A 22,722-nucleotide genomic window follows, 5' to 3' on the forward strand; every position below is an offset into this window, starting at 1 on the left:
TCGATGGCCTCCGCATCTCAGTTCACCAGGGGCCACTTCATGCCGAGCGCCTCACTGCGGCGCATGCCGGTAGCGGCGTACACGGTCCACAGCGGGGCGCACGGGGTCGTCTGACAGCCGTCCAGGGCCGGGTACTTCGACTCCTGCGCCCGGATCTGCCGGGCCGCGGGAGAGTGCGCCGTCGTGTCGGGGTTGACGGCGATCAGCTTGGGCACCACCGCCCTTGTGGTTCTCGTTCCCGACGTCGTCTCGCTGGAGGCCCTGAACGAACGGCTGAGAGAGATCGACGCGGAGGAGGACGAGCGGATGCTGTCGGGGCGGCTGACCAGCGTCGGGTTCAACTTCGTCTCCGGGACCGATCTCCTGCTGCCGTTGCCGTTCGAGGAGTTCGAGTGCGGCATCACGCTGACGCCGAAGGTCGACCGCAGCGGCCGGATCACGGTCCGCCAGCGCCATTACTCTGTTCCGGCCCGGTTCATCGGTCAAGGTGCCGCCCGCGGCATGGACGCCGGCCGTCGAGCCCGATGGAGAGATCCGCGACGGGGCCTGGGTCGCCGAACTCACCGGCGGCATGCTCGACGGCCGGCCGAGGGGCATGCGGCTGATCATTCGAAAGGAACGGCCGCACCCCGGTGCCCAGCTGAGGATCACAGACGCCGACGGCATGCGGATCACGTGCTTCGCCACCAACACCACCAGCCGGCCCATCGCCGAACTCGAACTCCGCCACCGCCTGCGGGCACGGGCCGAGGACCGCGTCCGAGCTGCCCGCGCGACCGGCCTGCGGAACCTGCCCCTGCACGACACCGCGCAGAACAGGGTCTGGCTGGAGATCGTCCAGATCGCACTCGACCTGTTGGCCTGGATGCCGATGCTTGCCCTGAGCGGCAAGACCCGCCTCTGGGAGCCCCGCCGCCTACGGCTCCGCCTGTTCCAGCCCGGCCGGCCAGTTCGTCACCACCGGCCGCCGCCAGATCCTCCGCCTCGCCCGCCACTGGCCATGGACCCATGTCGTCACCAGCGCCCTCGAACGGCTCGAACAACTACCCAACCCGGTCTGAGCAGTAGGTTTCCCGTCCCTACGAGCAGCACTATCGTCTCCGGAACAGTGGAACCCGGCGCTCACCCGACACGACAGCCGGGCCGCCAACCTGCCCCAGCCCACGAAATTACGCATCTCGCAAGCACAGAGCCCCCGTCAGCGAACCGACGAGGACTCATGAACGATCGAGGCTATCGCGAGACCCCAGGACCAGGACCAGCGGAACCACTCGATCGAAGTGGGGCCAAATCACCTCACTGCAGGGGCGTGAATCACACCGCCTCACGCCCCCTCCGGCCCAACCATGGAGCCCAAAAACGTCCTTCAAAACATTGGCCTGGCACAGAAGTCCCGAGGAAGCGTTCAAGTCCTTCGGCAGCCGCACCTACGGGCGGGGGATCTTCTCCACCGCATCGAGGACCACCGATGCGCCGTCTCTGAGCTGGGCGTGGAAGTCGGACGGTTGGACGCGGGACCAGGTGACCGCGCGGCGGTGAGGGGGACCATCTCACCATCGGCTGACAGGCGCAGCCGAGGCGGCTCCAGTCGCTGCGTGGCGATGATCTGGTTCAGGTCGTCCCCGGAGAACAGGCCCGCCGTGTCGGTGGTGTCGGGGAAGTGCGCGGTCCTCGCCCCTATCGCTTGTCGCCGGAGTCCGGTCATAGCGTGGGTCGCTCGGGCGCCGCGAACACCGACTGTCAGAGGCGGCGGCTAGCTTGCGCCCATGAACGATAGCCAACAGGAGTCGATGACAGCTCGGTCTTCCCGCCCCGAGACCACGCAGAACGCAGCCCCTCCTGGGCAACCGGGAGCCGATGCGAAGCCGCAGGGCATCGCGCTGTATCACGACATGCGGGTCGAAGAGGACTTCGCCAAGTGCGCCACCCGCCTCTTCTCAATCCTCAAAAAGGCCGCAGCAACAAACCCTGGCGCCCCGCGTTACGTTTACCTCGACATCCAGGGGCACCGCAACGCAGCCGGTGGCTATGACGCCGATGCTCTGGAGATCATCCGCGAGTTCCTGCTGGGGTTCCTCGGCCCGTACCTCACGGAGATCAGTACACCGCTCTACCATGCGAGGAACCCCGAGCCGCAACGCGAGGACATCCCTGACAACCTCACCGTACGAGACCCCGACCGTGAACACTCCTACGACCACCGCGAGTTGCGCGTACGCAACCGGGACAACAGCCCTGACAGCCGCCGGTCCAGACCTCCGGTCCGGGCCATCGCCGACTACCTCGGTCTCGATGAGCCAATCTGCCTGATCTGTTGGCAGGCGCCGGTGGAGAGGGCCCATGTGGTCCCGGAGTCGCTCGGCGGTTCCAACGATGTGCGCAACTTCGCCCTCCTCTGTCCGCGCCATCACCGTGAGGCGCCCGATGTCGCGGACGCCGAGGCGTTCTGGTCCTGGGTCGACTATGCCTGTGAACGCGACGGCCATATGAAGTGGGAGGGCGTAGACCCTGAACTGCTGGCGAAGGCGGAACACGTCGGCCTCCACATCGAGACGCGCGGACCGGTGCGGAAGAGCCTGCGCCATTTCGACCGGGTCCGTGACGAACTCATTCGTCACTACGGCTGGTGCCCGGAGGACTTCGCTGGCGGCTACCACTGGGGAGCGCTGATGGAAGAGTTCCACACGGTGATGGACTCGGCGACCAGTACTCACTTCAACGTTTCCAAGAAGGCATCCACCGAGGCATGGGCCTTCGAAGTGGCACGCAGACGCCTGAGAGACGGAGTTGCGGAGCACGAGGCCGGCAATGACCAGTCGGCGGTGTCGAGCCGTCCGTCGGTTGAATTGGCGGAACGGACGGTGCGCAAGTCGCCCGACAGCAATGGTGCGCAGAACCTGGTCGATGCCGCACGGCGGGCCGACATCGCGATCGAGGCGGCGAACCTCGTGCGCGACATCATGGGTTCGGCGGGGATTTCCAGTGCCGAGGAGGTGCTGCGATGCCTCAAAGAGGAAGTGGCGGACCGCACCGCGCAATTCGAGCGGCTGAATGACGAGTTGATGGCGCACACCGCCTGCCGGTACTGCGGCCACGCCATAGCCCGGATTGGAGACGCTCCCTGGCGCCACAGCGCTGCGGCACCCATGTCCCGTGGTTGCCGGGCCGCGAGTTTCGACCGGGAAGGCACTTGGGACAATTGCCTCGACCGAACGTGGAAGGCAAGTCCGCCGAAGACATATCGGTGAGCTGTCCGCAGTTGCCGACTTCGCCGCCGATGTACGGCCATTACGGAGGCGTGGATCTCTGAGGTTCGGCAGCACTTCCCAAGCAAGCCAGAGCAGAGCTATGTGCCCCTGTGGGAGGGGTGGGAGGACAACGTCACGTTGGGAGCGGGAAGGCCGAAGGGGCCGTCTACGAGCAGGTGCGCCAGTTCGCCGAGATGAGCGGCGGACACGCCTCAAGACTCACCCGGGAGTAGCAGAGCCGGTCTGCGGCGAGGTGCTGGGACAACGTAGATGCTCGGGCGCTTCCAGGACCTGAAGCCGGGTTGCTTCCGTTAACTGGACGGCCTCCCGACTTCGCAGCAGGAGACCGGCGTCGACGTCTTCGAGGCCATCGATAGGGCCTGATCAGACAGGGGCAGGACGGGATGGTCACGTGCCCAACGCCTGACCAGCAGCGCCCCGAAGCCGCAGGAAACAGCACGAAAGAATTGGAGAAGCGCCCGCCGAAAAGCAGTTGACGAGCGTTTCCCAGGTCAGAGCGGTTGGAGGCTGGTGTCCGAGTGGAGAGTTCAAGTCCCCCGGTCACGGCCTGATTTTCTGTTCAGGCCCGCCGGGCGGCCACGGTCACGCGGGCGCGGTCGGTGCGCCACAGCCAGCCGACGTCTCGGGTGAAGGACCAGGTCAGCAGCGCCAGGGCGAGCAGGACCACGGCGAGCGCGGGCAGGTGCGGGAGGAAGCCGGCGGTCGCCACCAGGAGGGCGATGCCCTGGAGCGCGGCCACCGTCTTGCGGGCCATGCTCGGCGGGAGTGCGCCGTTCAGCCACGGGAGGACCCGGGCCGCAGCGACGAAGACGTACCGCATCGCGCCGATCAGCAGCACCCAGGTGCCCAGCGACAGGGCGACGTACACGCTCAGCACCAGGATCAGGAAGGCGTCGACCTCCATGTCGAAGCGGGCTCCGAGGGAGGAGACGGAGCCGGTGCGCCGGGCGACCTGGCCGTCGACGGCGTCCAGGATCAGCGCCACCGTGGTGAGCGTGACCAGGAGCGCGACGGGGGCCCGGTGTGTGAAGGAGTCCGCGACCAGCGCGGTCACCGCGCCGACGAGCGTCGCCCGTGCGAGCGTGACGCCGTTGGCCGGTCCGAAGGGGCCCGGCCAGGTGCGGGAGAGCGCGCGGGTGAGCACGGCCCAGGTGCCCGCCGTGAACGCCAGGCCCGCCAGCCAGCCCGCGGGTCCCAGTCCGGTCACCGTGCCGATCAGGGCCAGCAGGAGGAGTTGGGCGCCCGCGCCCACCGCGGTCTCCTGGCGGAGCAGTCCCGTGCGTCGCAACAGCCGGGTGGTGCTGGTCTCGTTCAGGTCGTACGTGTTGTTCAGGTGGTACTTGTTCAGGTGGTACGTGTCGTTCAGGGCCACCGTTGCACCCTCCGGCCGTGTGACAGAGTCGATTGGCGCCGCGTACCGAGCGCGGCCTCGTGAACTAAGAACGTGAACCGTCACCCCAGCGTTCAGGAGGACACCGATGAAGCGTGCCGCGCGCGCCTTCTGGCTCCGCTCACCCGGCCACGGCGAGATACGGGAGGTCACCCTGCCGGAGCCCGGCGACGGCGACGTCCTGGTGCGCACGCTCTGCTCCGGTGTGAGCCGGGGTACGGAGACCCTGGTCTTCCGCGGCGGAGTGCCGCGCAGTCAGCACACCGCGATGCGGGCGCCGTTCCAGGACGGTGAGTTCCCCGGGCCCGTCAAGTACGGCTACCTCAACGTCGGCCTGGTCGAGGAGGGCCCGCCCGAGCTGCTGGGCCGTACGGTCTTCTGCCTCTACCCGCACCAGACGCGGTACGTGGTCCCGGCGAGCGCGGTGACCCCCGTACCGGACGACGTGCCCGCCGGACGGGCCATTCTGGCCGGGACGGTGGAGACCGCGGTGAACGCCCTGTGGGACGCGGCGCCGCTGATCGGGGACCGGGTCGCGGTGGTCGGCGGCGGCATGATCGGCTGCTCCGTGGCCGCGCTGCTCGCCCGCTACCCGGGCGTCCGCGTCCAGTTGGTCGACGCGGAGCCCGCGCGGGCCGGGATCGCCGAGGCGCTCGGGGTCGGCTTCGCGCTCCCCAGGGACGCGCTGGGCGACTGCGACCTGGTCGTCCACGCGAGCGCCACCGAGGCGGGGCTCGCGCGCTCGCTGGAACTGCTCGCCCCGGAGGGGACCGTGGTGGAGCTGAGCTGGTACGGGGACCGGCGGGTCGCACTGCCGCTGGGCGAGGCGTTCCACTCGCGGCGGCTGACCCTGCGGGGCAGCCAGGTCGGCACGGTGTCCCCGGCGCGCAGCGCCCGGCGGAGCTTCGCCGACCGGCTGGCGCTCTCCCTGGAGCTGCTGGCCGAGCCCGCCTTCGACGCGCTGGTCACCGGCGAGTGCGGCTTCGAGGAACTGCCCCGGGTGCTGCCCGGGATCGCCGCCGGCGACCTGCCGGGGCTCTGCCACCGCGTGGTGTACGGGCCGGACGCGCCGGTGTGAGGAGGGCGGCGGTGGTGGCTGGTGTGCGGGGGTGGACATGGCTTGAACTCGTCTGAACAGGACGGCCGGACCGGCCGTACTACACACCATGCCCCGGCCTCGCGTGCCGGGGCCGAGGCCAGACGTGCCGCACCTGGAGGGTCATCCGTTGTTCAGCATCACCGTCCGCGACCACATCATGATCGCCCACAGTCTGCGCGGCGAGGTCTTCGGACCCGCGCAACGCCTGCACGGAGCGACGTTCCTCGTGGACGCCACCTTCCGCCGCGCCGAGCTGGACGCCGACAGCATCGTGGTCGACATCGGCCTGGCCACCCGGGAACTGGGCGGTGTGGTCGGTGAGCTGACCTACCGCAACCTCGACGAGGAACCCTCCCTGGCCGGGGTCAACACCTCCACCGAGGTCCTGGCCCGGATCATCGCGGACCGGCTCGCGGAGCGGGTGCACGCCGGGGCGCTCGGCGAGGGGGCCCGCGGGCTGGCGGCCATCCAGGTCACCCTGCACGAGTCGCATGTCGCGTGGGCGAGTTACGAGCGCGCCCTGTGAGGCGTGCCGACGCCGCCACCGCCGACGCCACCGACACCGACGCCACCGCGCCCGACGCCGTCCCGCCGGTGTCCGGGGAGCGTTCCGCGCGTACGGTGCATCTCGTCATGCCCGGTGGCATCGACGATCCGGCCGCGCCCAGCGGCGGCAACACGTACGACCGCCGGGTCTGCCGGGAGCTGCCCGGCGCGGGGTGGCGGGTCCATGAACACACCGTGGCGGGCGCCTGGCCCCGGCCCGGGGACGCGGCCCGTACGGAACTGGCGCGGCTGCTGGCCGCGTTCGCGGACGGCGCGGTCGTCCTGCTCGACGGGATCGTCGCCTGCGGCGTCCCCGGCGTGATCACCCCCGAGGCCGCGCGGCTGCGGCTGGCGGTACTGGTGCATCTGCCGCTGGCCGACGAGACGGGGCTCACGCCCGGCGAGGCGGCGGATCTCGACGAACGCGAGCGCCGGACACTGCGCGCGGTGCCCGTGGTCGTGGCCACCAGCGACTGGGCGGCGCGGCGGCTCGTACACCACCACGGACTGGCCCCGGAGCGGGTCCATGTCGCCGCGCCCGGCGCCGACATCGCGCCCCTGGCGACCGGATCGGGGGACGGCTCGCGGCTGCTGTGCGTGGCCACCGTCTCCCCGCGCAAGGGACAGCACCGGCTGGTGGAGGCCCTGGCGGCCCTCGGTGACCTGCCGTGGAGCTGTGTCTGCGCGGGCGGGCTCGACCAGGATCCGGGGTATGTCGCCGGGCTGCGGGAGCTGATCGAGCGGCACGGCCTGGGCGACCGGGTGCGGCTGACGGGCCCGCTGGACGGCGAGGAGCTGGCCGGTCGGTACGCCGCCGCCGATCTGCTGGTGCTCGCCTCGGACGCCGAGACGTACGGCATGGCCGTGACCGAGGCCCTCGCACGGGGCGTGCCCGTCCTGGCGACGGAGGTGGGCGGGGTCCCCGAGGCCGTCGGGCGAGCGCCTGACGGCACCGTACCGGGCGTTCTCGTCACGCCGGACGACCCGGCGGCGCTCACGGCGGCGCTGCGCGGCTGGCTCGGTGAGCCGGACACACGGCGGACGCTGACGGCCGCCGCGCGGGGGCGGCGTACCGCCCTGGACGGGTGGGGAACGACATCACGGAGTCTGGCCGGTGCGCTGGAACAGCTCCGTCAGGAAACCGGGAGGGCCGCGTGACCACCTCAGAAGCTCCGCGTTCGGAAGCGACCCGCTACGCCCCCGCGTGGCTGGAGCTGCGGGAGGGACCGGACGGCGCCGCGCGTGCGACGGAACTCCTCGACGCGCTGCGCGGCAGACTGGCCGGACCCGCCGGAAACGGCGAACGGGCCCTGGTGATCCACGATCTGGGGTGCGGCACCGGCTCCATGGGGCGCTGGCTCGCCCCGAAGCTGGCCGGACCGCAGCGCTGGGTCCTGCACGACCATGACCCCGAGCTGCTGGAGCTGGCCGCGGCGCGGACGCCCCGTATCTCGGCCGACGGCAGCCGGGTCACGGTCGCCACCGAGCGGCGCGACCTCGCGGAGCTGACGGCGGACGGTCTGGCCGGCGCCTCGCTGGTGACGGCCTCCGCGCTGCTGGACGTGCTCACCCGCGAGGAGGTGGACGCGCTCGCCGCCGCCTGCGCCGGGGCGGGCTGCCCGGCGCTGCTGGCGCTCTCCGTGGTGGGGCGGGTCGAGCTGAGCCCGGCCGATCCGCTCGACGCGGAGCTGGCCGAGGCGTTCAACGCGCACCAGCGGCGGGCCGAGCACGGCCGGACCATGCTGGGGCCCGACGCCGTCGCGGTGGCCGCAGCGGCCTTCGCGCGGTGCGGGGCGACCGTACGGGTGCACGCCAGCCCGTGGCGGCTCGGCGCCGCCGAGTCGGCGCTGACGGCCGAGTGGCTGCGGGGCTGGGTCGGCGCGGCCTGTGAGCAGCGGCCGGATCTCGCGCCGCGCGCCGAGGAGTATCTGCGGCGCCGTCTGGAGCAGTGCGAGGCGGGCGTGTTGCGGGTGGTCGTGCACCACAGTGATCTGCTGGCGCTGCCCCGGACGGGCGGCGTCACGTGACGGCGCGGGGTGCCGGGGCCCCGCGTACGCCGAGGAGCACAGGGCCTCTGCGAGGGCGGCTCGGGATGGTCGCGGGAGTGGCCGTCCTCGGGGTGCTGCTGTGGCAGCTCGGCACCGGTCCGCTGCTGGCCGGGGTGCGCGGGATCGACGGGCCCACGCTGCTGGCCGCTGTCGGACTGGGCCTGGTCACCACCGTGTTCAGCGCCTGGCGCTGGTGTCTGGTCGCCCGCGGTCTGGGGATCCGGCTGCCGCTGCGCGGCGCCGTCGCGGACTACTACCGCGCCCTGTTCCTGAACGCGGCGCTGCCCGGCGGGGTCCTCGGCGATGTGCACCGTGCGGTACGGCACGGGCGGAGCGCCGGTGATGTCGGCCTGGGGGTCCGCGCGGTCGTCCTCGAACGGGTCGCGGGCCAGGTCGTGCTGGTCGCGTTCGGGGTGACGCTGCTGGCCTGGTGGCCGTCGCAGGCTCCGGCGGCGGCCCGCCGGGCCGTGCGGGACACGCTCGGGACGCCGGCCGCCCTGACGGTGCTGGTCGCGTTCGCCGCCCTGGTGGCCGTGGCCGCCTGGCGGCTGCGCACGGCGCCCGCCGTCTCGCGGCGGCGCCGTGCGGTGCGGACCGCGCTCGCCGAGGTGCGGCTCGGGCTGCTCGCCCGGCGGAGCTGGCCGGGGGTGGTGCTCGCGTCGGTCGTGGTGCCGGCCGGGTTCCTCGCCACGTTCCTGCTGGCCGCCCGGGCCGCGGGGGTGACGGCGCCCGCGGCCGAGCTGCTGCCCCTGATGGTGCTGGCGCTGCTCGCGATGGCGCTACCGCTGAACGTCGGCGGCTGGGGGCCCCGGGAGGGCGCCACCGCCTGGGCCTTCGGGGCCGCCGGTCTCGGCGCCGCCCAGGGGCTGACTGTCGCCGTGGTGTACGGGGTGCTCTCGCTCGCCGCGAGCCTGCCGGGGCTCGGGGTGCTCGCCGTCCAGTGGTGGGCCGGGGTGCGGCGTCCCCAGGTCGAGTTCGAAGAGGGTGTCCTCGCCGAGGGCGGCGCGCCGGGTCGGGGGGCGCAGGGCGTCGCGCATCACCGGCGTACCGGCGAAGCGGAGCCCGGGGACGCCGTCGCCGAGCAGGACGGGCGCGACCGTGACGTAGAGCCGGTGCAGGGCGCGTTCGTGCAGGAAGCGGGAGACCGTGACGCCGCCGCCCTCGATCAGCACCCGGCCCAGACCGCGCCGCGCGAGCACGCGCACCAGGTTGCCGGGGGCGAACGCGGCGCTGTCCGGAAGGGTCAGCACCTCCACCCCAGGGCCGGGGCGGTCGTCCGCCGGGGTGTGCCCGCCCTCGCGGCCGGCGCTCACCACCCACAGGGTGGGGGCTGACCCGTCGGTGAACACCTTGCGATGCGGCGGTACCCGGCGGTGCGGGTCGAGGACGACCCGTACGGGGTGGGCCCCGGTGCAGGCGCGCACCGTGAGCTGGGGGTCGTCGGCGACGGCCGTACCGGCTCCGACGACCACCGCGTCGGCGAGCGCGCGCAGGCGGTGGAGATGACGGCGGTCCTCCTCGCCGGTGACGTAGTCGGCGTCTCCCGTACGGGTCGCGATGAAGCCGTCCAGACTCTGGCCGAGCTGGGCGAAGGTGAGGCGCGGTCCGGCCAGGCACAGCGGCAGATAGCGGTCGGCCAGCTCCCGCGCCCCGGGCGAGGAGTCCCGGTTCCAGCGCGGCCGGCCCTCGGCGTCCCTGACGAGCCCGGCGGCCTCGGCGTCCGCCTCGGTCCTGACCGTACGCAGCAGCTCCCACGCCTTGTCCGTGTCCAACTCCGTGCGCGGCGGCGGTTCGGCGGAGCGGTGGCCGGTCATCGGGACTCCTGGCGGGTGAGAAGGGAGAGATAGTCGTCGAAGGAGTCGACCAGTCCGGCCAGGAGTTCCTTTCCCTTCCCGGCGGACGCCCTCGACGGCCGGCCTATGACGCCGGACTCCGTATAGGCGGCCAGGCCGAGCGTGAGGAGATGTTTCCGGTCGTCGGCGACGCAATCGGCGGTCTCATAACCGGGCCGTACGAGTTCGGGATGCGCGTGCAGCAGGATGGATGTCTCGACTTCACCCGCGTGCATATCGCTGTGCGAAGAGGTCTCCACCCCCGCTCTGCTCCTTGCCGCGTCCCAGTCGGCCGAGCCGGGGAAAAGCGCCATGCGCGTTCCGCTGCCGGCGGATTCCTGAACCACGTTGCGCAGTACGTAATTTCCGCCGTGCGCGTTCACCAGAATCAAGGATTTTATTCCGGACCGGCGCAGCGATCCCGCGATGTCCTGGACGACGGCGTGGAGCGTGGCGGCGGAAATGCTCACGGTCCCGGGCCAGTCGGCGTGTTCGTGCGAGCAGGAGACCGTGATCGGCGGGAGCAGGTGGACCGGGTGCGCGGCTGCTATCTCGCGGGCGATGACGCAGGCCACGACCGTGTCGGTCACCAGCGGGAGATACGCGCCGTGTTGCTCGAAGCTGCCGACGGGAAGGACGGCGGCCCGGGGCCGCGCGGCCCCTACGTCCCGCGTCGTCTCCCGGGGCAGCAGACCGGGCGTCACCGGTGGCGTTCCCGAACCGTTCATGTTTTCCGGTCCTCTCTTTCCGTGTGCGTGTCGACCGGAGCAGACTACGCGGCAATGGCCTGGTGATCGTCCGAACGTGATGAAGACGACCGTCAGTTGATGCCCTTTTATCTTTCTTTCCGTACACCGGGAGCGGTTCAGCGGATATGATTGAGGCATGACAGACAGTGATGGCGTGTGCCTCGAAAGTACTCGTTCATCAGGTGTCGAACGAGCGGCGAAAGTACGGCTGTCCACCGTGCACGGAGACTTTCTCGCAGTCGGCTACCTGGACCGTAATCGCGGGGACGAACAAATAGCCCTGATATACGGCGATGTCGCGGGCGACGGAGCCCTTACCCGTGTGCATTCGGAGTGTCTGACCGGGGACGCCTTCGGCTCCAAGCACTGCGAGTGCGGCGAGCAGCTCGGTGCGGCGCTGGACGCCATCGTGCGCGAGGGGCGCGGCGTACTCATCTATCTCCAGGGCCACGAGGGGCGCGGGATCGGCCTGTTGGCGAAGTTGCGGGCGATGCAGCTCCAGGCGGAGGGCCTGGACACGGTCGAGGCGAACCTCGCCCTCGGACTGCCGGCCGACGCCCGGGACTATCAGGTGGCGGCGGACATGCTGCTCGATCTGGGGGTGCGTTCGGTACGGCTGCTGTCCAACAACCCGCGCAAGAGCGAGGCGTTGCTGCGGCACGGCGTCAAGGTCGCCGAGCAGGTTCCGCTGCTGATACCGCCGTGCGAGGAGAACCTCTCGTATCTGCGGACCAAGCGGGAGCGGCTGGACCACCATCTGCCGCATCTGGACGGCCTCGTGCGGGAGGGCGTCCCCGCCAACGCCGCGTCCGTCACGTCCGTCACGTCCGCCGCGTCCGCCGACCTGTCCGGCTGAGCGTCGCCGCGTAAGCGCCGCCCCCGCCCCGCCGCCCCCGCGCCGCCCCGGTCAGTGGACGCGGCGCCGGGGCGGCGGTCCTCCCCCGGCCAGCGGGGAGCGGGCCAGTACGACACAGCCCGCCGCGATCAGGCCGATCGCGGCGAGTTCGGGCAGCAGCCACCAGCCGGTGCGCACGCTCTCGCCGAAGAGGGTCACCCCGTACGCGATGCTGATCAGCGCGTCGCCCAGGGTGAGCATCGGCTGGGAGGCGGCCAGCGAGCCCGCCTGAAGGGCGTTCTGGAGCAGGAAGAGCGCGCCCACCCCGGCGACGGCCATGGCGTAGAGCTGCCAGGAGGCGAACAGCGCGCCGGCCCCGCCCTGGTCGAGGCGGGCCACCGCGTCCTTCATCAGGGCGGCGGTCAGCGCGTACCCACAGGCGGCGGCGAGTCCGAGGAGCGCGGCGCGCGCGTTGCCGCGCAGCCGCAGCGCCCAGAGGATCACCAGCGCCTCGAAGACCCCCGTGAGCGGCAGCGCCATGATCCAGGCGGTCCCGTGGACGCTCTCCGAGCCGCCGCCGGGGGCCGCGGCGGCCAGCCCCAGGGCCAGGCCGCAGGTGACGGCGGCGGCCCCGTACCAGATGGGGCGGGGCAGCCGGACCTTGAAGAGACGGCCCGCGATCAGCAGGGTGGCGGGCAGTTCGATGACGAAGATCGGCTGGACCACGGCGATCGGCCCGGTCGCGAGCGCCACCGCCTGGCAGACGGCGGCCACCAGCACCAGACCGATCCCCGCCAGCCAGACCGGCTGGCGCAGAAGCCGTCCGATCAGCGAGAGACGCATCGCCTGGGAGTCGGGGACAGTGGCCGCGGCACGGCGCTGGAGCACCGCGGCGGAGCCGTTGCTGACCGCGGTCAGGACGGCGAACAGAACACTGATCACCGGCCCATCATGCGGGCGGCCCCGACCGGATCCGTTCTCATCCCGGCGCTGCGCCGCAGGTCCTGGGGCCGAACGAGGGACACGGCGCGGCCGCCGGCCCCGGTACGCTGTCGGCCCGTGCCCCGCAGACATCCCGCCCCGCCGCGCCCGCCCCTCCCCCAGCGGGACGGCGTCGACCCCGTACGGCTGCGGCTGCCCCCGGATCCGGACGGGCGGTGGGCGACCGTACGGGAGCACCTCGTGGCGCGGTTCGGGGACGCCGTCGGTGTGGAGCGCGTCGGGGCGATGGTGCGGGCGGGGCGGTTCGTCGGGGAGGACGGGCCGGTCGGGACCGCCGAGCCGTACACCGCCGGGCGGTACGTCTGGTTCCACCGGGACTTCGCCCCCGAGGAGCGGGTGCCGTTCGAGGTCGGGGTGGTCCACCGGGACGAGCGGATCGTCGTCGCGGACAAGCCGCACTTCCTGGCCACCACCCCGCGCGGGCGGCATGTCACCGAGACCGCGCAGGCGCGGCTGCGACGCGAGCTGGGGCTGCCGGAGCTGCAGCCCGCGCACCGTCTCGACCGGCTGACGGCGGGGCTCGTGCTCTTCGTCGTACGGGCCGGGGACCGGGGCGCGTACCAGACGATGTTCCGGGACCGGCTGGTGCGCAAGGAGTACGAGGGGGTGGCACCGTACGACCCGGCGGTGGCGCTGCCCGTCACGGTGCGCGGCCGGATCGAGAAGGAGCGCGGGGTGATCGCCGCGCGGGAGGTGGCGGGCGTGCCCAACGCGGAGAGCCGGATCGAGCTGCTGGAGCACCGGGGCGGGTACGGCCGTTACCGGCTGCTGCCGGTCACCGGCCGTACCCATCAGCTCCGGGTCCACATGTGCGCTCTCGGGCTGCCGCTCCTGGACGACCCGGTCTATCCGCTCGTCCAGGAGCCTGCCGACGACGACTACGGCCGGCCGCTGCAACTCCTCGCCAGGGTGCTGGAGTTCACCGATCCGGTGACGGGCGAACCGCACCGGTTCGAGAGCCGGCTGCGGCTGCGTCCGCTCTGACGGATCCCGCCCGTCTCAGTGGCCGCGCCGGATCCACTCGGCCAACTGGGGCGCTTCGGCGCCGATGGTCGTCGGGTCGCCGTGGCCCGTCCGTACCGCCGTCCCGGGCGGCAGGGTGAGGAGCCGGTCGCGGATCGAGTCGATGATGGTCGGGAAGTGCGAGAACGACCGTCCGGTGGCGCCGGGGCCGCCCTGGAAGAGCGTGTCGCCGGTGAAGACCGTCGCCAGCTCGGGGGCGTACAGGCAGACCGCGCCGGGCGCGTGGCCCGGGGTGTGGAGCACGGTCAGGGTGGTGCCGGCGACGGCGATCGTGGCGCCGTCCGTCAGTTCGCCGTCCGGCAGTTGCTCGGGGAAGGTCTGCTTCCAGAGCGGCAGGTCGTCGGGGTGCAGCAGCACCGGCGCGCCGGTGGCAGCGGCGAGCGCGGGGGCCGCGTCGATGTGGTCGTTGTGCGCGTGGGTGCAGACGATCGCGCGCAGCGTACGGCCGTTCAGCGCGGCCTCGATGGCGGCGGCGTCATGGGCGGCGTCGATGACGATCGCCTCGGAGTCGTCGCCGACGATCCAGACGTTGTTGTCGACGTCCCAGGTGCCGCCGTCGAGCGCGAAGGTGCCGGAGGTGACGAGGTGGTCGATGCGTACGGTCATCAGAACACCACCACCGAGCGCAGGACGTCACCCTCGTGCATCCGCTCGAACGCCTTCTCCACGTCGTCCAGGCCGATGGTCTCGGTGACGAAAGCGGCGAGGTCGATCCGGCCCTGCTGGTGGAGGTCGACGAGCATCGGGAAGTCACGGGAGGGCAGACAGTCGCCGTACCAGGACGACTTGAGGGCGCCGCCACGGCCGAACACGTCGAGCAGCGGCAGTTCGAGCTTCATCTCGGGGGTGGGGACACCGACCAGGACGACGGTGCCCGCCAGGTCGCGGGCGTAGAACGCCTGCCGGTACGTCTCCGGGCGGCCGACCGCCTCGATGACGACGTCCGCGCCGTTGCCGCCGGTCAGCTCGCGGATCGTCTCGACGGCGTCGTGGGTACGGGAGTTGACGGTGTGGGTGGCGCCCATCGAGACCGCCGTCGCCAGCTTGCGGTCGTCGATGTCGACGGCGATGATCCGGGCCGCGCCCGCGAGCCGCGCGCCGACGACGGCCGCGTCACCGACGCCGCCGCAGCCGATGACCGCGACGGAGTCGCCGCGTCCGACCTGACCGGTGTTGATCGCGGCGCCGATGCCCGCCATCACACCGCAGCCGAGGAGCCCCGCGACGGCCGGGGAGACCGCCGGGTCGACCTTGGTGCACTGGCCGGCCGCGACCAGCGTCTTCTCGGCGAAGGCGCCGATGCCCAGCGCCGGGGAGAGCTCCGTGCCGTCGGTCAGCGTCATCTTCTGCCGGGCGTTGTGCGTGTCGAAGCAGTACTGGGGGCGGCCGCGCCGGCACGCCCGGCAGGTACCGCACACCGCACGCCAGTTGAGGATCACGAAGTCACCGGGGGCGACCTCCGTGACACCGTCGCCGACCGACTCCACCACACCGGCGGCCTCGTGGCCGAGGAGGAAGGGGAACTCGTCGTTGATCCCGCCCTGCTTGTAGTGCAGGTCGGTGTGGCAGACACCGCACGCCTGCACCTGCACCACGGCCTCGCCGGGGCCGGGGTCGGGTACGACGATCGTCTCGACCCGTACCGGCTCGTTCTTGCCGGGCGCGATGACCCCTTGCACCTGCTGCGCCATGCCAGGACCTGCCTTTCGTCATACCTGATGACATACCGATGGCCTACTGGGGAACCGGAGGCGCCCCAGGCGCTCTCCGTTCCTGCCCCCACTATCCCGTGCGAGGGCGTTCCGGAGTGACGGACGGTCCTGTTGTGGCTCGTCAGGGCGCCAGAACGTCCAGTTCTTCGAGGGCGCCGACGGCGATCTCCCTGGTCAGTTCCTCGGCGCGGGCGGAGTCGCCCTCCCGTACCGCCTCCGCGACCCCCACGTGCAGGGTGACGGCGGCGGGGTCGGGGTCGTCGAACATCACCTGATGGCGGGTGCGTCCGGTGAGGACCTCGGCGACCACGTCACCGAGCCGGGCGAACATCTCGTTGCCCGACGCGTTGAGCACCACCCGGTGGAAGGCGATGTCGTGCACCAAGTACTCCCCCAGCCGGCCCCCGCGCGAGGTGGCGACCATGCCGAGCGCCTGCTCGGTGAGGGCGGCGCACTGCTCGGGCGTGGCGTACCGGGCGGCGAGACCGGCCGCGACCGGTTCGACCGCCGAGCGCAGTGTGGTCAGGGAGCGGAGCTGGCGGGGGCGGTCGGGTCCGGCGAGGCGCCAGCGGATGACGCGCGGGTCGTAGACGTTCCACTCCTCGGTGGGCCGTACGGTCACACCGACGCGGCGCCGGGACTCCACCAGGTGCATGGATTCGAGGACGCGGACCACTTCCCTGACGACGGTCCGTGACACGTCGAAACGGTGGGCGACCTCGTCCGTACGGACGACACCGCCCGGGGGGTACTCGCCCGCGGTGATCGCGAGACCGAGGGTGTCCAGCACACGGGTATGCAGCCCCCGGCCTTCTGTGGTCATGGGGTCAGCCTACGGGGACACGGGCCCGGTAAAAAGTACGACGTTTACATCACAGTCTCTTGAATATGTCGTACCTAATGGGTTTCAGTGGCGCGACGGGCGGATGTCCGCGTCCGCGCAGGACCCGCAGGACCGATGTCGATGAAGACAGCGAGGCATGAGATGAACACCCCCCACGTCGTCGTGGTGATGGGCGTGGCAGGGACCGGCAAGACCACGGTCGGCCCCCTGCTCGCCGCCGCGCTGGGCGTCCCGTACGCCGAGGGCGACGACTTCCATCCGCCGGAGAACATCGCCAAGATGTCCGCCGGCGTCCCGCTGGAGGACGCCGACCGGTGGCCCTGGCTGGACGCCATCGGGGCGTGGGCCCACGGCCGGGCCGGGCTCGGCGGGGTGGCCAGCAGCTCCGCGCTCAAGCGCGCCTACCGCGACCGGCTGCGGGCCGCCGCGCCCGGCGCCCTCTTCCTCCATCTCGCCGGCGAGCGCTCCCTCGTCGAACAGCGGATGTCCGAGCGCAAGGGGCACTTCATGCCGACCGCGCTGCTCGACTCGCAGTACGCGGCGCTGGAGAACCTGGGGGCCGACGAGGCGGGGGTGACCGTCGACGTGACGGGCACCCCCGAGGACATCACCGAACGGGCCGTCGCCGCGCTGCGCCGGCTCGAAAGCGGCTCGGAAGCTGAAGGACGTAACCCGTGATATCCGTGACCGGTCCCGGTGTCCAGACACTGGCGGCGGACGCCGCCGAGCCCATCACCTCGGCGGGCAACGCGCAGTTGGGCCTTGCCGTCCTCGCCGGCATAGCCGTCATCGTCCTGCTCATCACCCTCTTCAAACTGCACGCGTTCCTGGCCCTGACCATCGGCTCGCTGGCGCTCGGCGCCTTCGCGGGCGCACCGCTGGACAAGGTCATCACCAGCTTCTCCACCGGGCTCGGCTCCACGGTCGCCGGGGTGGGCGTGCTGATCGCGCTCGGCGCGATCCTCGGCAAGCTGCTCGCGGACTCCGGCGGCGCGGATCAGATCGTCGACACGATCCTGGCCAGGACGAGCGGGCGGGCGATGCCCTGGGCGATGGTCCTGATCGCCTCGGTGATCGGGCTGCCGCTCTTCTTCGAGGTCGGCATCGTGCTGCTGATCCCGGTGGTGCTGCTCGTCGCCAAGCGCGGCAACTACTCCCTGATGCGGATCGGCATCCCGGCGCTGGCCGGGCTCTCCGTGATGCACGGGCTGATCCCGCCGCACCCCGGGCCGCTGGTCGCGATCGACGCGATCGGCGCCGACCTCGGGGTCACGCTGGCGCTGGGTGTGGTCGTCGCGATCCCGACCGTGATCATCGCGGGCCCGCTGTTCTCGCGTTACGCGGCCCGCTGGGTGGACCTCCCGGCGCCCGAGTCGATGATCCCGGAGCGCACCTCGGACGATCTGGCGAAGCGCCCCAGCTTCGGCGCGACCGTCGCCACCGTGCTGCTGCCCGTGGTGATGATGCTGGCCAAGGCGCTCGTCGACATCGTCGTGGACGATCCGGAGCACACCGTCCAGCGGATCGCGGACGTGGTCGGCTCCCCGCTGATCGCGCTGCTGGCCGCCGTGCTGGTGGGGATCTTCACGCTGGGCCGCGCGGCCGGGTTCACCAAGGGCCGGATCTCCACCACCGTCGAGAAGTCGCTGGGCCCGATCGCGGGCGTGCTGATGATCGTCGGCGCGGGCGGCGGCTTCAAGCAGACGCTGGTCGACTCCGGGGTGGGCCAGATGATCCTGGACCTCTCCAAGGACTGGTCGATCCCCGCGCTGCTGCTGGCCTGGCTGATCGCCGTCGCGATCCGGCTGGCCACCGGCTCGGCCACGGTGGCGACCATCTCGGCCGCCGGACTGGTGGCGCCGCTGGCCGCGGACATGTCCACGGCGCACGCCGCGCTGCTGGTGCTGGCGATCGGCGCGGGCTCGGTCTTCTTCAGCCATGTGAACGACGCCGGATTCTGGCTGGTGAAGGAGTACTTCGGGATGAGCGTGGGGCAGACGCTGAAGACATGGTCGGTGATGGAGACCATCATCTCCGTGGTCGGTATCGGCTCCGTGCTGCTGCTGTCACTGATCGTCTAGGCGGCGGTCGTCCGGGCGGTGATCGGCGGGCGGGGCGGGTTCACTCCTCTTTCCAGTGGGGGTGCTCCCGCTCCGCCCACCGGCGTTCCACCGACCCGGTGCGCATGCCGCGCCGGGCCTGCGGATCCCCGTACGCCTTCAGCATGTGCCCGACGAGTACGGCGCCGACGGCCAGGGCCAGCCAGTCGTGGAGGAAGGTGGCGCTGGTGCGCCACACGATCGGGACGAGCCCGGTGAACCACATGAGCAGCCCGGTGCCGAGCATCACCAGCACGGCGCCCGCGATCCACCCCGCGTAGAGCTTCTGCCCGGCGTTGAACTTGCCCGCCGGGCGGGCCTCGGGGCGCCGGTCGCGGCGCCGTACCGCGCGCAGCCACTCCCGGTCGTACGGCAGGAAACGGTTGAGCCGGCCCAGGTCGGCGCAGAAGGCGCGCGAGGCGAGCCCGAGCAGTGCGGGCACCGGGAGCAGCAGCCCCGACCACTGGTGGACGGTGCCGACGAGCAGCCGGCGGCCGACGAGTTCGGCGAGCTGCGGCAGGTAGAGACAGGCGGCGCTCGCCACGCAGACCAGCATCAGCGCGCCGGTGGTGCGGTGCACCCAGCGTTCGGCCGGGGTGAAGCGCCGCCGGTCCGGTCCGGCGGGACCGCCGGGATCAGACGGTGGGGGTGTCGTCGCGGCCGTTGGACCGGCCGACCCAGGCGTCGACGTCATAGCCGCGCTCCTCCCAGTAGCCGGGCCGTACGTCGGAGGTGACGGAGATCCCGGAGAGCCATTTCGCCGACTTGTAGAAGTACATCGGCGCCACGTAGAGCCGGACCGGGCCGCCGTGCGCGTGCCCGATCGGCCGGTCGCGCATCGAGAGCGCGACCAGGACGTCGGCGCGGCGGGCCTGCTGGAGCGTGAGGCTCTCGCTGTACGCGCCGTCGAAGCAGGTGAAGCGGACCGCCTTGGCCTCCGGGCGCACCCCGGCCGCGTCGAGGAGGTGCGCGAGCCGTACGCCGCCGAACGGGGTGTGCGGGACGCGCCAGCCGGTGACGCACTGCACGTCGCGGACGATCCGGGTCTGCGGCAGTGCGCGCAGCGCGTCGAGGGTGTAGGTGGCGGGCCGGTCGACCAGTCCGTCGATCCTCAACCGGTAGGTGTCCGGGCCTTTTCTCGGTACGGAGGCCGTGACCGAGTAGTAGCGGAAGCCGCCGCCGTTGGGCAGCAGTCCGGTCAGCCCGGTCGGGTCCTTGTCGGCGGCGGCGCCGAGGAACCCTTCGAGGCCCCGTTGGAGGGCGGGCGCCGCGACGAGTCCGGCGGCGCCCAGGCCGAGCATGGAGAGGACCAGGCGCCGCCCGACCGGGGTGCCCTCCGGTTCGTTTCGTGGATCGGTCACCCCCCGAGGAGAACACCCGCGGCCCCGGGAAACCAGGGCCGCGGGCGTCATACGCCGGATCTCACACGGAGGCCGTCTGCGCCGACTCGGCCGCCTTCTCCAACTGGAACGCCTCGTTCCCGAGCCCGATCCGGGCGTGCACCTCCGGCTTGACGGAGCGCAGGACCACTCCGTACACGAGGCCCGCGACCAGTGCGACGCCGATGGTCGCGGGCAGGATCCAGCTCAGCGAGGAGCCGGGACCCGCGTCGATCAGGACGCCGAAGTCCTTGACGGTGTAGAAGGCGATCGCCAGGAGCAGGACGATGGCCAGCCCGGAGGAGACCAGGCGCGGGGCGTGGGCGCGCCCGGCGCCGCGCTTGACGAAGAAGGCTATGACGGCGCAGGAGGCGAGGGCCATCAGGGTGATGATGCCGAGCGCGCCGACGCTGCCCATCCAGGTGAACAGGCGCAGCACCGGCGCGGTCGGGTCGCCGGTGGGCTTGTCGTCGGTGAGGGCGAAGGCGGCGATGGCGGCCACGGAGATCAGCGACTGGAGGACGGAGCCGGAGGCGGGCGCTCCGCTGGCCCGGGTGGTACGGCCGAAGGTCGCGGGCAGCAGGCCCTCGCGGCCCATGGCGAAGGCGTAGCGGGCGACGACGTTGTGGAAGCTGAGCAGCGCGGCGAACATGCCCGTCACGAACAGGACGTGCAGGACGTCGGTGAAGGTGGCGCCGAGCCGTGCCTCGGTGAGTCCGAAGAGCAGTCCGGGGCCCTGTTCCGCCGAGGTCTTCACGATGGAGCCCGGTCCGGCGGCGACGGTCAGGGCCCAGGCGCTGAAGGCCAGGAACAGCGAGGCGTAGCCGACGGCCAGGAACATCACGCGGGAGACGACGACCTGGGGGCGGCTGGTCTCCTCCGCGTACACGGGGGCCTGTTCGCAGCCGACGAAGGCGGCGACGCAGAAGCAGAGGGCGGTGCCGAAGCCGGCGCCCGTGAGCGTGCCGGGGTCGAAGGCCGTGAAGGACAGGCCCTCGGGGCCCGGGGAGGCGAGGGTGGCGACGTCGAAGATGACCACGAGGACGCACTCGATGGCCAGCAGCACCCCGAGGACCTTGGCGTTGAGGTCGATCTTCAGCCAGCCGAGGTACCCGACGACGGCGGCGGCGCCGAGGGCCGGGACCCACCAGGGCACGGAGAGGTCCAGATAGGTGGCGAAGAGCCCGGAGACCTCGAAGCCGAGCAGGCCGTAGACGGCGAACTGCATGGCGCTGTACGCGACGAGCGCGAGGAGGGAGGCGCCGGCGCCCGTGGTCGGGCCGAGGCCGCGGGCGATGTACGCGTAGAAGGCACCGGCGTTGTGGACGTGCCGGCTCATCTCCGCGTACCCGAAGCTGAACAGCACCAGGACGATGCCGAGGATCACGTAGAGCAGGGGCTGGCCGACGATGCCCATGACACCGAAGACGGTGGGCATGACGCCGGCGACGACCAGCATCGGCGCGCTCGCGGCGAGTACGGAGAGCAGCAGGCCCACCGTGCCGAGCCGGTTGGCGCGCAGTGCGCGCTCCTGCCCTTTGTACGTGTTGATCTCAGCGGTGCTGCTCGGTCTGCCCGTCGACATGACAGGGGTGTCCTCTCGGAGTTCATCGGCATTCAGGCGGAGCCGAGCGCGGTGTCGCGCGCGGCGAGGAACGCGGGGTGGGGGTCCTGGTCCGGGTAGGACCAGGGCGCCGGGGTGATGTGGCGGCCGATGCGGTGGAAGAGCGCCGCGGCCTCGGCGAGGCGCCCGTCGTGGAACAGGGCGTGGGCGAGGAAGTTCAGGTCCACGCGGTTGCGCGGGTGTTCCTCGCCCTCCCACTCCAGCCACCAGTCGAACGCGCCCTTGAGGACCTGGCGGGCGCGCCGTCCGGTCCAGTGTCCCGAGGCCGCGGGGTCGGCGGGTTCCCGCCCGGCGGCGGCGAGGACGCGGTAGCGCTCGGCGTGGGCGACGACGGGGAGGACGGAGAGCGGCGAGTCGGCGGGGGCCTGTTCGGCGGCCCAGGACGCGAAGTCGTAGACCTCGTGGAAGGCTTCGTGGCCGGGTTCGGTGTGACGTTCCGCGAGCCGGGCCGCCATCAGGTGGTGCGCGTGATGGTGGTCGGGGTGGCGGGTCCTGACCTCGTCGAAGAAGCGGGAGGTCTCTTCCTCGGTGCCGAGGGTACGGGCGAGGAGCAGCAGGCCGAGCCAGGGGGTGGGGTCAGCGGGGGCCCGCCGTACCGCGTCGCGGCAGGCGTCCCTGGCGCGTTGTTCCTTCGCCCGGTCCTTGCTGTCCCGGGCCTTGCCGCCGTCGCTGCCGTTGTTCCGGCCGACGTCCTTGGCGCTGTCCTTGCCGCCGTTCTTGCCGCCGTTCGTGCCGTGGAGTACGTCGAGGACGTCGGCGCAGGCGAGCAGGGTGGCCGCGTCGGCGCTGTCGGGTTCGGCGAGGAGCCAGTCCCCGGCCCAGGTGGCGGCGCCCGCGGCCTGGGCGAGCACGATGACGCGGTGGCCTCGCCGGTCCCAGTCGGTGCCGGTGGCGGCGAGCAGGGTGCGAGCTTCGGACCAGCGGCCTTGGGCCAACTGGTCTCTTACGGCGCCCAGTTCGGCGTCGTCGAGGGCCGGATCGAAGAACTGGGCGGAGCGTAAGTTCCGTTGGGCCCGTCTTCGGGAACGGCCCAGGGGTGGCGGAGGCGGTGGCATTCCGCGTAATCCTCCAGGGCACATGTTCGAGCGATGATCGCGCACAGCCAATCGAAGGTAACGCTCCGCGTCAAGAGCCAATTTGTTACATAGCCCCGTCAACTGGCTTACAGGGCAGCCCACTTGGCGTCGGCGAGCCGTCCTCGGGCGCGAGGGTCGGCCGAGGACGCGGGGGTCGGCCGAGGACGCGGGGGTCGGCCGAGGGCGCGGGGATCG

Annotated in this window: 21 protein-coding genes and 3 pseudogenes; 11 read left to right on the forward strand and 13 right to left on the reverse strand. The window is 71.8% G+C overall.

Features of this window, described 5'->3' with window-relative positions:
* Positions 1-17 precede the first annotated feature (17 nt).
* Positions 18-440, reverse strand: coding sequence for a hypothetical protein (locus ACIO3P_RS30145; RefSeq protein ID WP_401854215.1), 423 nt, complete (start codon positions 438-440; stop codon positions 18-20).
* A gap of 41 nt (positions 441-481) precedes the next feature.
* Between ACIO3P_RS30145 and ACIO3P_RS30150 the strand changes: the two are divergent.
* Positions 482-1,061, forward strand: a pseudogene (locus tag ACIO3P_RS30150) (transposase); the annotation flags it as partial.
* A gap of 268 nt (positions 1,062-1,329) precedes the next feature.
* On the opposite strand, the pseudogene ACIO3P_RS30155 reads toward ACIO3P_RS30150, so the two are convergent.
* Positions 1,330-1,666, reverse strand: a pseudogene (locus tag ACIO3P_RS30155) (cupin); the annotation flags it as partial.
* 100 nt (positions 1,667-1,766) lie between these two features.
* On the opposite strand from ACIO3P_RS30155, the gene ACIO3P_RS30160 reads away from it, so the two are divergent.
* Complete coding sequence (locus tag ACIO3P_RS30160) at positions 1,767-3,248, forward strand: HNH endonuclease (RefSeq protein WP_401854214.1); 1,482 nt, start codon at positions 1,767-1,769, stop codon at positions 3,246-3,248.
* Between the two features lie 580 nt (positions 3,249-3,828).
* Here the strand turns inward: ACIO3P_RS30160 and ACIO3P_RS30165 are convergent.
* On the reverse strand, positions 3,829-4,641 hold the full coding sequence (locus ACIO3P_RS30165) for a CDP-alcohol phosphatidyltransferase family protein (protein ID WP_401792914.1): 813 nt from the start codon (positions 4,639-4,641) through the stop codon (positions 3,829-3,831).
* A 106-nt stretch (positions 4,642-4,747) separates the two neighbouring features.
* Between ACIO3P_RS30165 and ACIO3P_RS30170 the strand changes: the two genes are divergently transcribed.
* From ACIO3P_RS30170 to ACIO3P_RS30190, 5 genes and pseudogenes are all read left to right on the forward strand, one after another.
* Entirely contained in the window at positions 4,748-5,737 is a 990-nt protein-coding gene (locus ACIO3P_RS30170) for a zinc-binding alcohol dehydrogenase (protein ID WP_401854211.1), read from the forward strand.
* Positions 5,738-5,885: 148 nt separating this feature from the next.
* Positions 5,886-6,284: a 6-carboxytetrahydropterin synthase gene (locus ACIO3P_RS30175; protein WP_329824519.1), complete on the forward strand. Its 399-nt coding sequence runs from the start codon at positions 5,886-5,888 to the stop codon at positions 6,282-6,284.
* Between the two features lie 107 nt (positions 6,285-6,391).
* Positions 6,392-7,462 (forward strand): glycosyltransferase family 4 protein, encoded by a 1,071-nt coding sequence (locus tag ACIO3P_RS30180; protein WP_401854488.1) that lies wholly within the window; start codon positions 6,392-6,394, stop codon positions 7,460-7,462.
* Entirely contained in the window at positions 7,459-8,331 is an 873-nt protein-coding gene (locus tag ACIO3P_RS30185; protein WP_401854210.1) for a methyltransferase domain-containing protein, read from the forward strand. The genes ACIO3P_RS30180 and ACIO3P_RS30185 overlap by 4 nt, the downstream gene beginning before the upstream one ends.
* A gap of 65 nt (positions 8,332-8,396) precedes the next feature.
* Positions 8,397-9,206 (forward strand): annotated as a pseudogene (locus ACIO3P_RS30190) (YbhN family protein); the annotation flags it as partial.
* Here ACIO3P_RS30190 and ACIO3P_RS30195 read toward each other — a convergent pair.
* Both ACIO3P_RS30195 and ACIO3P_RS30200 read right to left on the reverse strand, forming a co-directional pair.
* Complete coding sequence (locus tag ACIO3P_RS30195; RefSeq protein WP_401854485.1) at positions 9,132-10,166, reverse strand: RibD family protein; 1,035 nt, start codon at positions 10,164-10,166, stop codon at positions 9,132-9,134. The pseudogene ACIO3P_RS30190 and the gene ACIO3P_RS30195 overlap by 75 nt on opposite strands.
* Positions 10,163-10,912 carry a creatininase family protein gene (locus ACIO3P_RS30200; RefSeq protein WP_401854208.1) on the reverse strand — a complete coding sequence of 250 codons (750 nt, stop codon included), beginning with the start codon at positions 10,910-10,912 and terminating at the stop codon, positions 10,163-10,165. The genes ACIO3P_RS30195 and ACIO3P_RS30200 overlap by 4 nt, the downstream gene beginning before the upstream one ends.
* A gap of 157 nt (positions 10,913-11,069) precedes the next feature.
* Between ACIO3P_RS30200 and ribA the strand changes: the two genes are divergently transcribed.
* A complete protein-coding gene (ribA, locus tag ACIO3P_RS30205) occupies positions 11,070-11,789 on the forward strand; it encodes a GTP cyclohydrolase II (protein WP_329824522.1) in 720 nt (239 codons plus the stop codon).
* Positions 11,790-11,840: 51 nt separating this feature from the next.
* Here ribA and ACIO3P_RS30210 read toward each other — a convergent pair whose 3' ends face one another.
* Positions 11,841-12,710 (reverse strand): DMT family transporter, encoded by an 870-nt coding sequence (locus tag ACIO3P_RS30210; RefSeq protein ID WP_401854205.1) that lies wholly within the window; start codon positions 12,708-12,710, stop codon positions 11,841-11,843.
* A 117-nt stretch (positions 12,711-12,827) separates the two neighbouring features.
* Between ACIO3P_RS30210 and ACIO3P_RS30215 the strand changes: the two genes are divergently transcribed.
* Complete coding sequence (locus ACIO3P_RS30215) at positions 12,828-13,754, forward strand: pseudouridine synthase (RefSeq protein ID WP_401854202.1); 927 nt, start codon at positions 12,828-12,830, stop codon at positions 13,752-13,754.
* Positions 13,755-13,769: 15 nt separating this feature from the next.
* Here ACIO3P_RS30215 and ACIO3P_RS30220 read toward each other — a convergent pair whose 3' ends face one another.
* From ACIO3P_RS30220 to ACIO3P_RS30230, 3 genes are all read right to left on the reverse strand, one after another.
* On the reverse strand, positions 13,770-14,399 hold the full coding sequence (locus ACIO3P_RS30220) for an MBL fold metallo-hydrolase (RefSeq protein ID WP_329824525.1): 630 nt from the start codon (positions 14,397-14,399) through the stop codon (positions 13,770-13,772).
* Positions 14,399-15,484: an S-(hydroxymethyl)mycothiol dehydrogenase gene (locus ACIO3P_RS30225; protein ID WP_329824526.1), complete on the reverse strand. Its 1,086-nt coding sequence runs from the start codon at positions 15,482-15,484 to the stop codon at positions 14,399-14,401. Before ACIO3P_RS30225 ends, ACIO3P_RS30220 begins: the two co-directional genes overlap by 1 nt.
* Before the next feature lie 142 nt (positions 15,485-15,626).
* A complete protein-coding gene (locus tag ACIO3P_RS30230) occupies positions 15,627-16,328 on the reverse strand; it encodes an FCD domain-containing protein (RefSeq protein ID WP_329824527.1) in 702 nt (233 codons plus the stop codon).
* A 162-nt stretch (positions 16,329-16,490) separates the two neighbouring features.
* Between ACIO3P_RS30230 and ACIO3P_RS30235 the strand changes: the two genes are divergently transcribed.
* Entirely contained in the window at positions 16,491-17,027 is a 537-nt protein-coding gene (locus tag ACIO3P_RS30235) for a gluconokinase (protein ID WP_329824528.1), read from the forward strand.
* 5 nt (positions 17,028-17,032) lie between these two features.
* Positions 17,033-18,430 (forward strand): gluconate:H+ symporter, encoded by a 1,398-nt coding sequence (locus tag ACIO3P_RS30240; protein WP_401854484.1) that lies wholly within the window; start codon positions 17,033-17,035, stop codon positions 18,428-18,430.
* A gap of 40 nt (positions 18,431-18,470) precedes the next feature.
* Here the strand turns inward: ACIO3P_RS30240 and ACIO3P_RS30245 are convergent, their stop codons facing one another.
* The 4 genes from ACIO3P_RS30245 to ACIO3P_RS30260 all read right to left on the reverse strand — a co-directional run bounded on the left by ACIO3P_RS30245 (position 18,471) and on the right by ACIO3P_RS30260 (position 22,506).
* On the reverse strand, positions 18,471-19,142 hold the full coding sequence (locus ACIO3P_RS30245; RefSeq protein WP_401854200.1) for a cytochrome b/b6 domain-containing protein: 672 nt from the start codon (positions 19,140-19,142) through the stop codon (positions 18,471-18,473).
* On the reverse strand, positions 19,084-19,749 hold the full coding sequence (locus ACIO3P_RS30250) for a molybdopterin-dependent oxidoreductase (protein WP_401854483.1): 666 nt from the start codon (positions 19,747-19,749) through the stop codon (positions 19,084-19,086). Before ACIO3P_RS30250 ends, ACIO3P_RS30245 begins: the two co-directional genes overlap by 59 nt.
* A gap of 121 nt (positions 19,750-19,870) precedes the next feature.
* Entirely contained in the window at positions 19,871-21,412 is a 1,542-nt protein-coding gene (locus ACIO3P_RS30255) for an APC family permease (protein WP_329824530.1), read from the reverse strand.
* Positions 21,413-21,444: 32 nt separating this feature from the next.
* Positions 21,445-22,506: a hypothetical protein gene (locus tag ACIO3P_RS30260; RefSeq protein WP_401854198.1), complete on the reverse strand. Its 1,062-nt coding sequence runs from the start codon at positions 22,504-22,506 to the stop codon at positions 21,445-21,447.
* Between the last annotated feature and the right edge of the window lie 216 nt (positions 22,507-22,722).

The organism is Streptomyces sp. NPDC087310 (assembly GCF_044744405.1).
Lineage (GTDB): Bacteria > Actinomycetota > Actinomycetes > Streptomycetales > Streptomycetaceae > Streptomyces.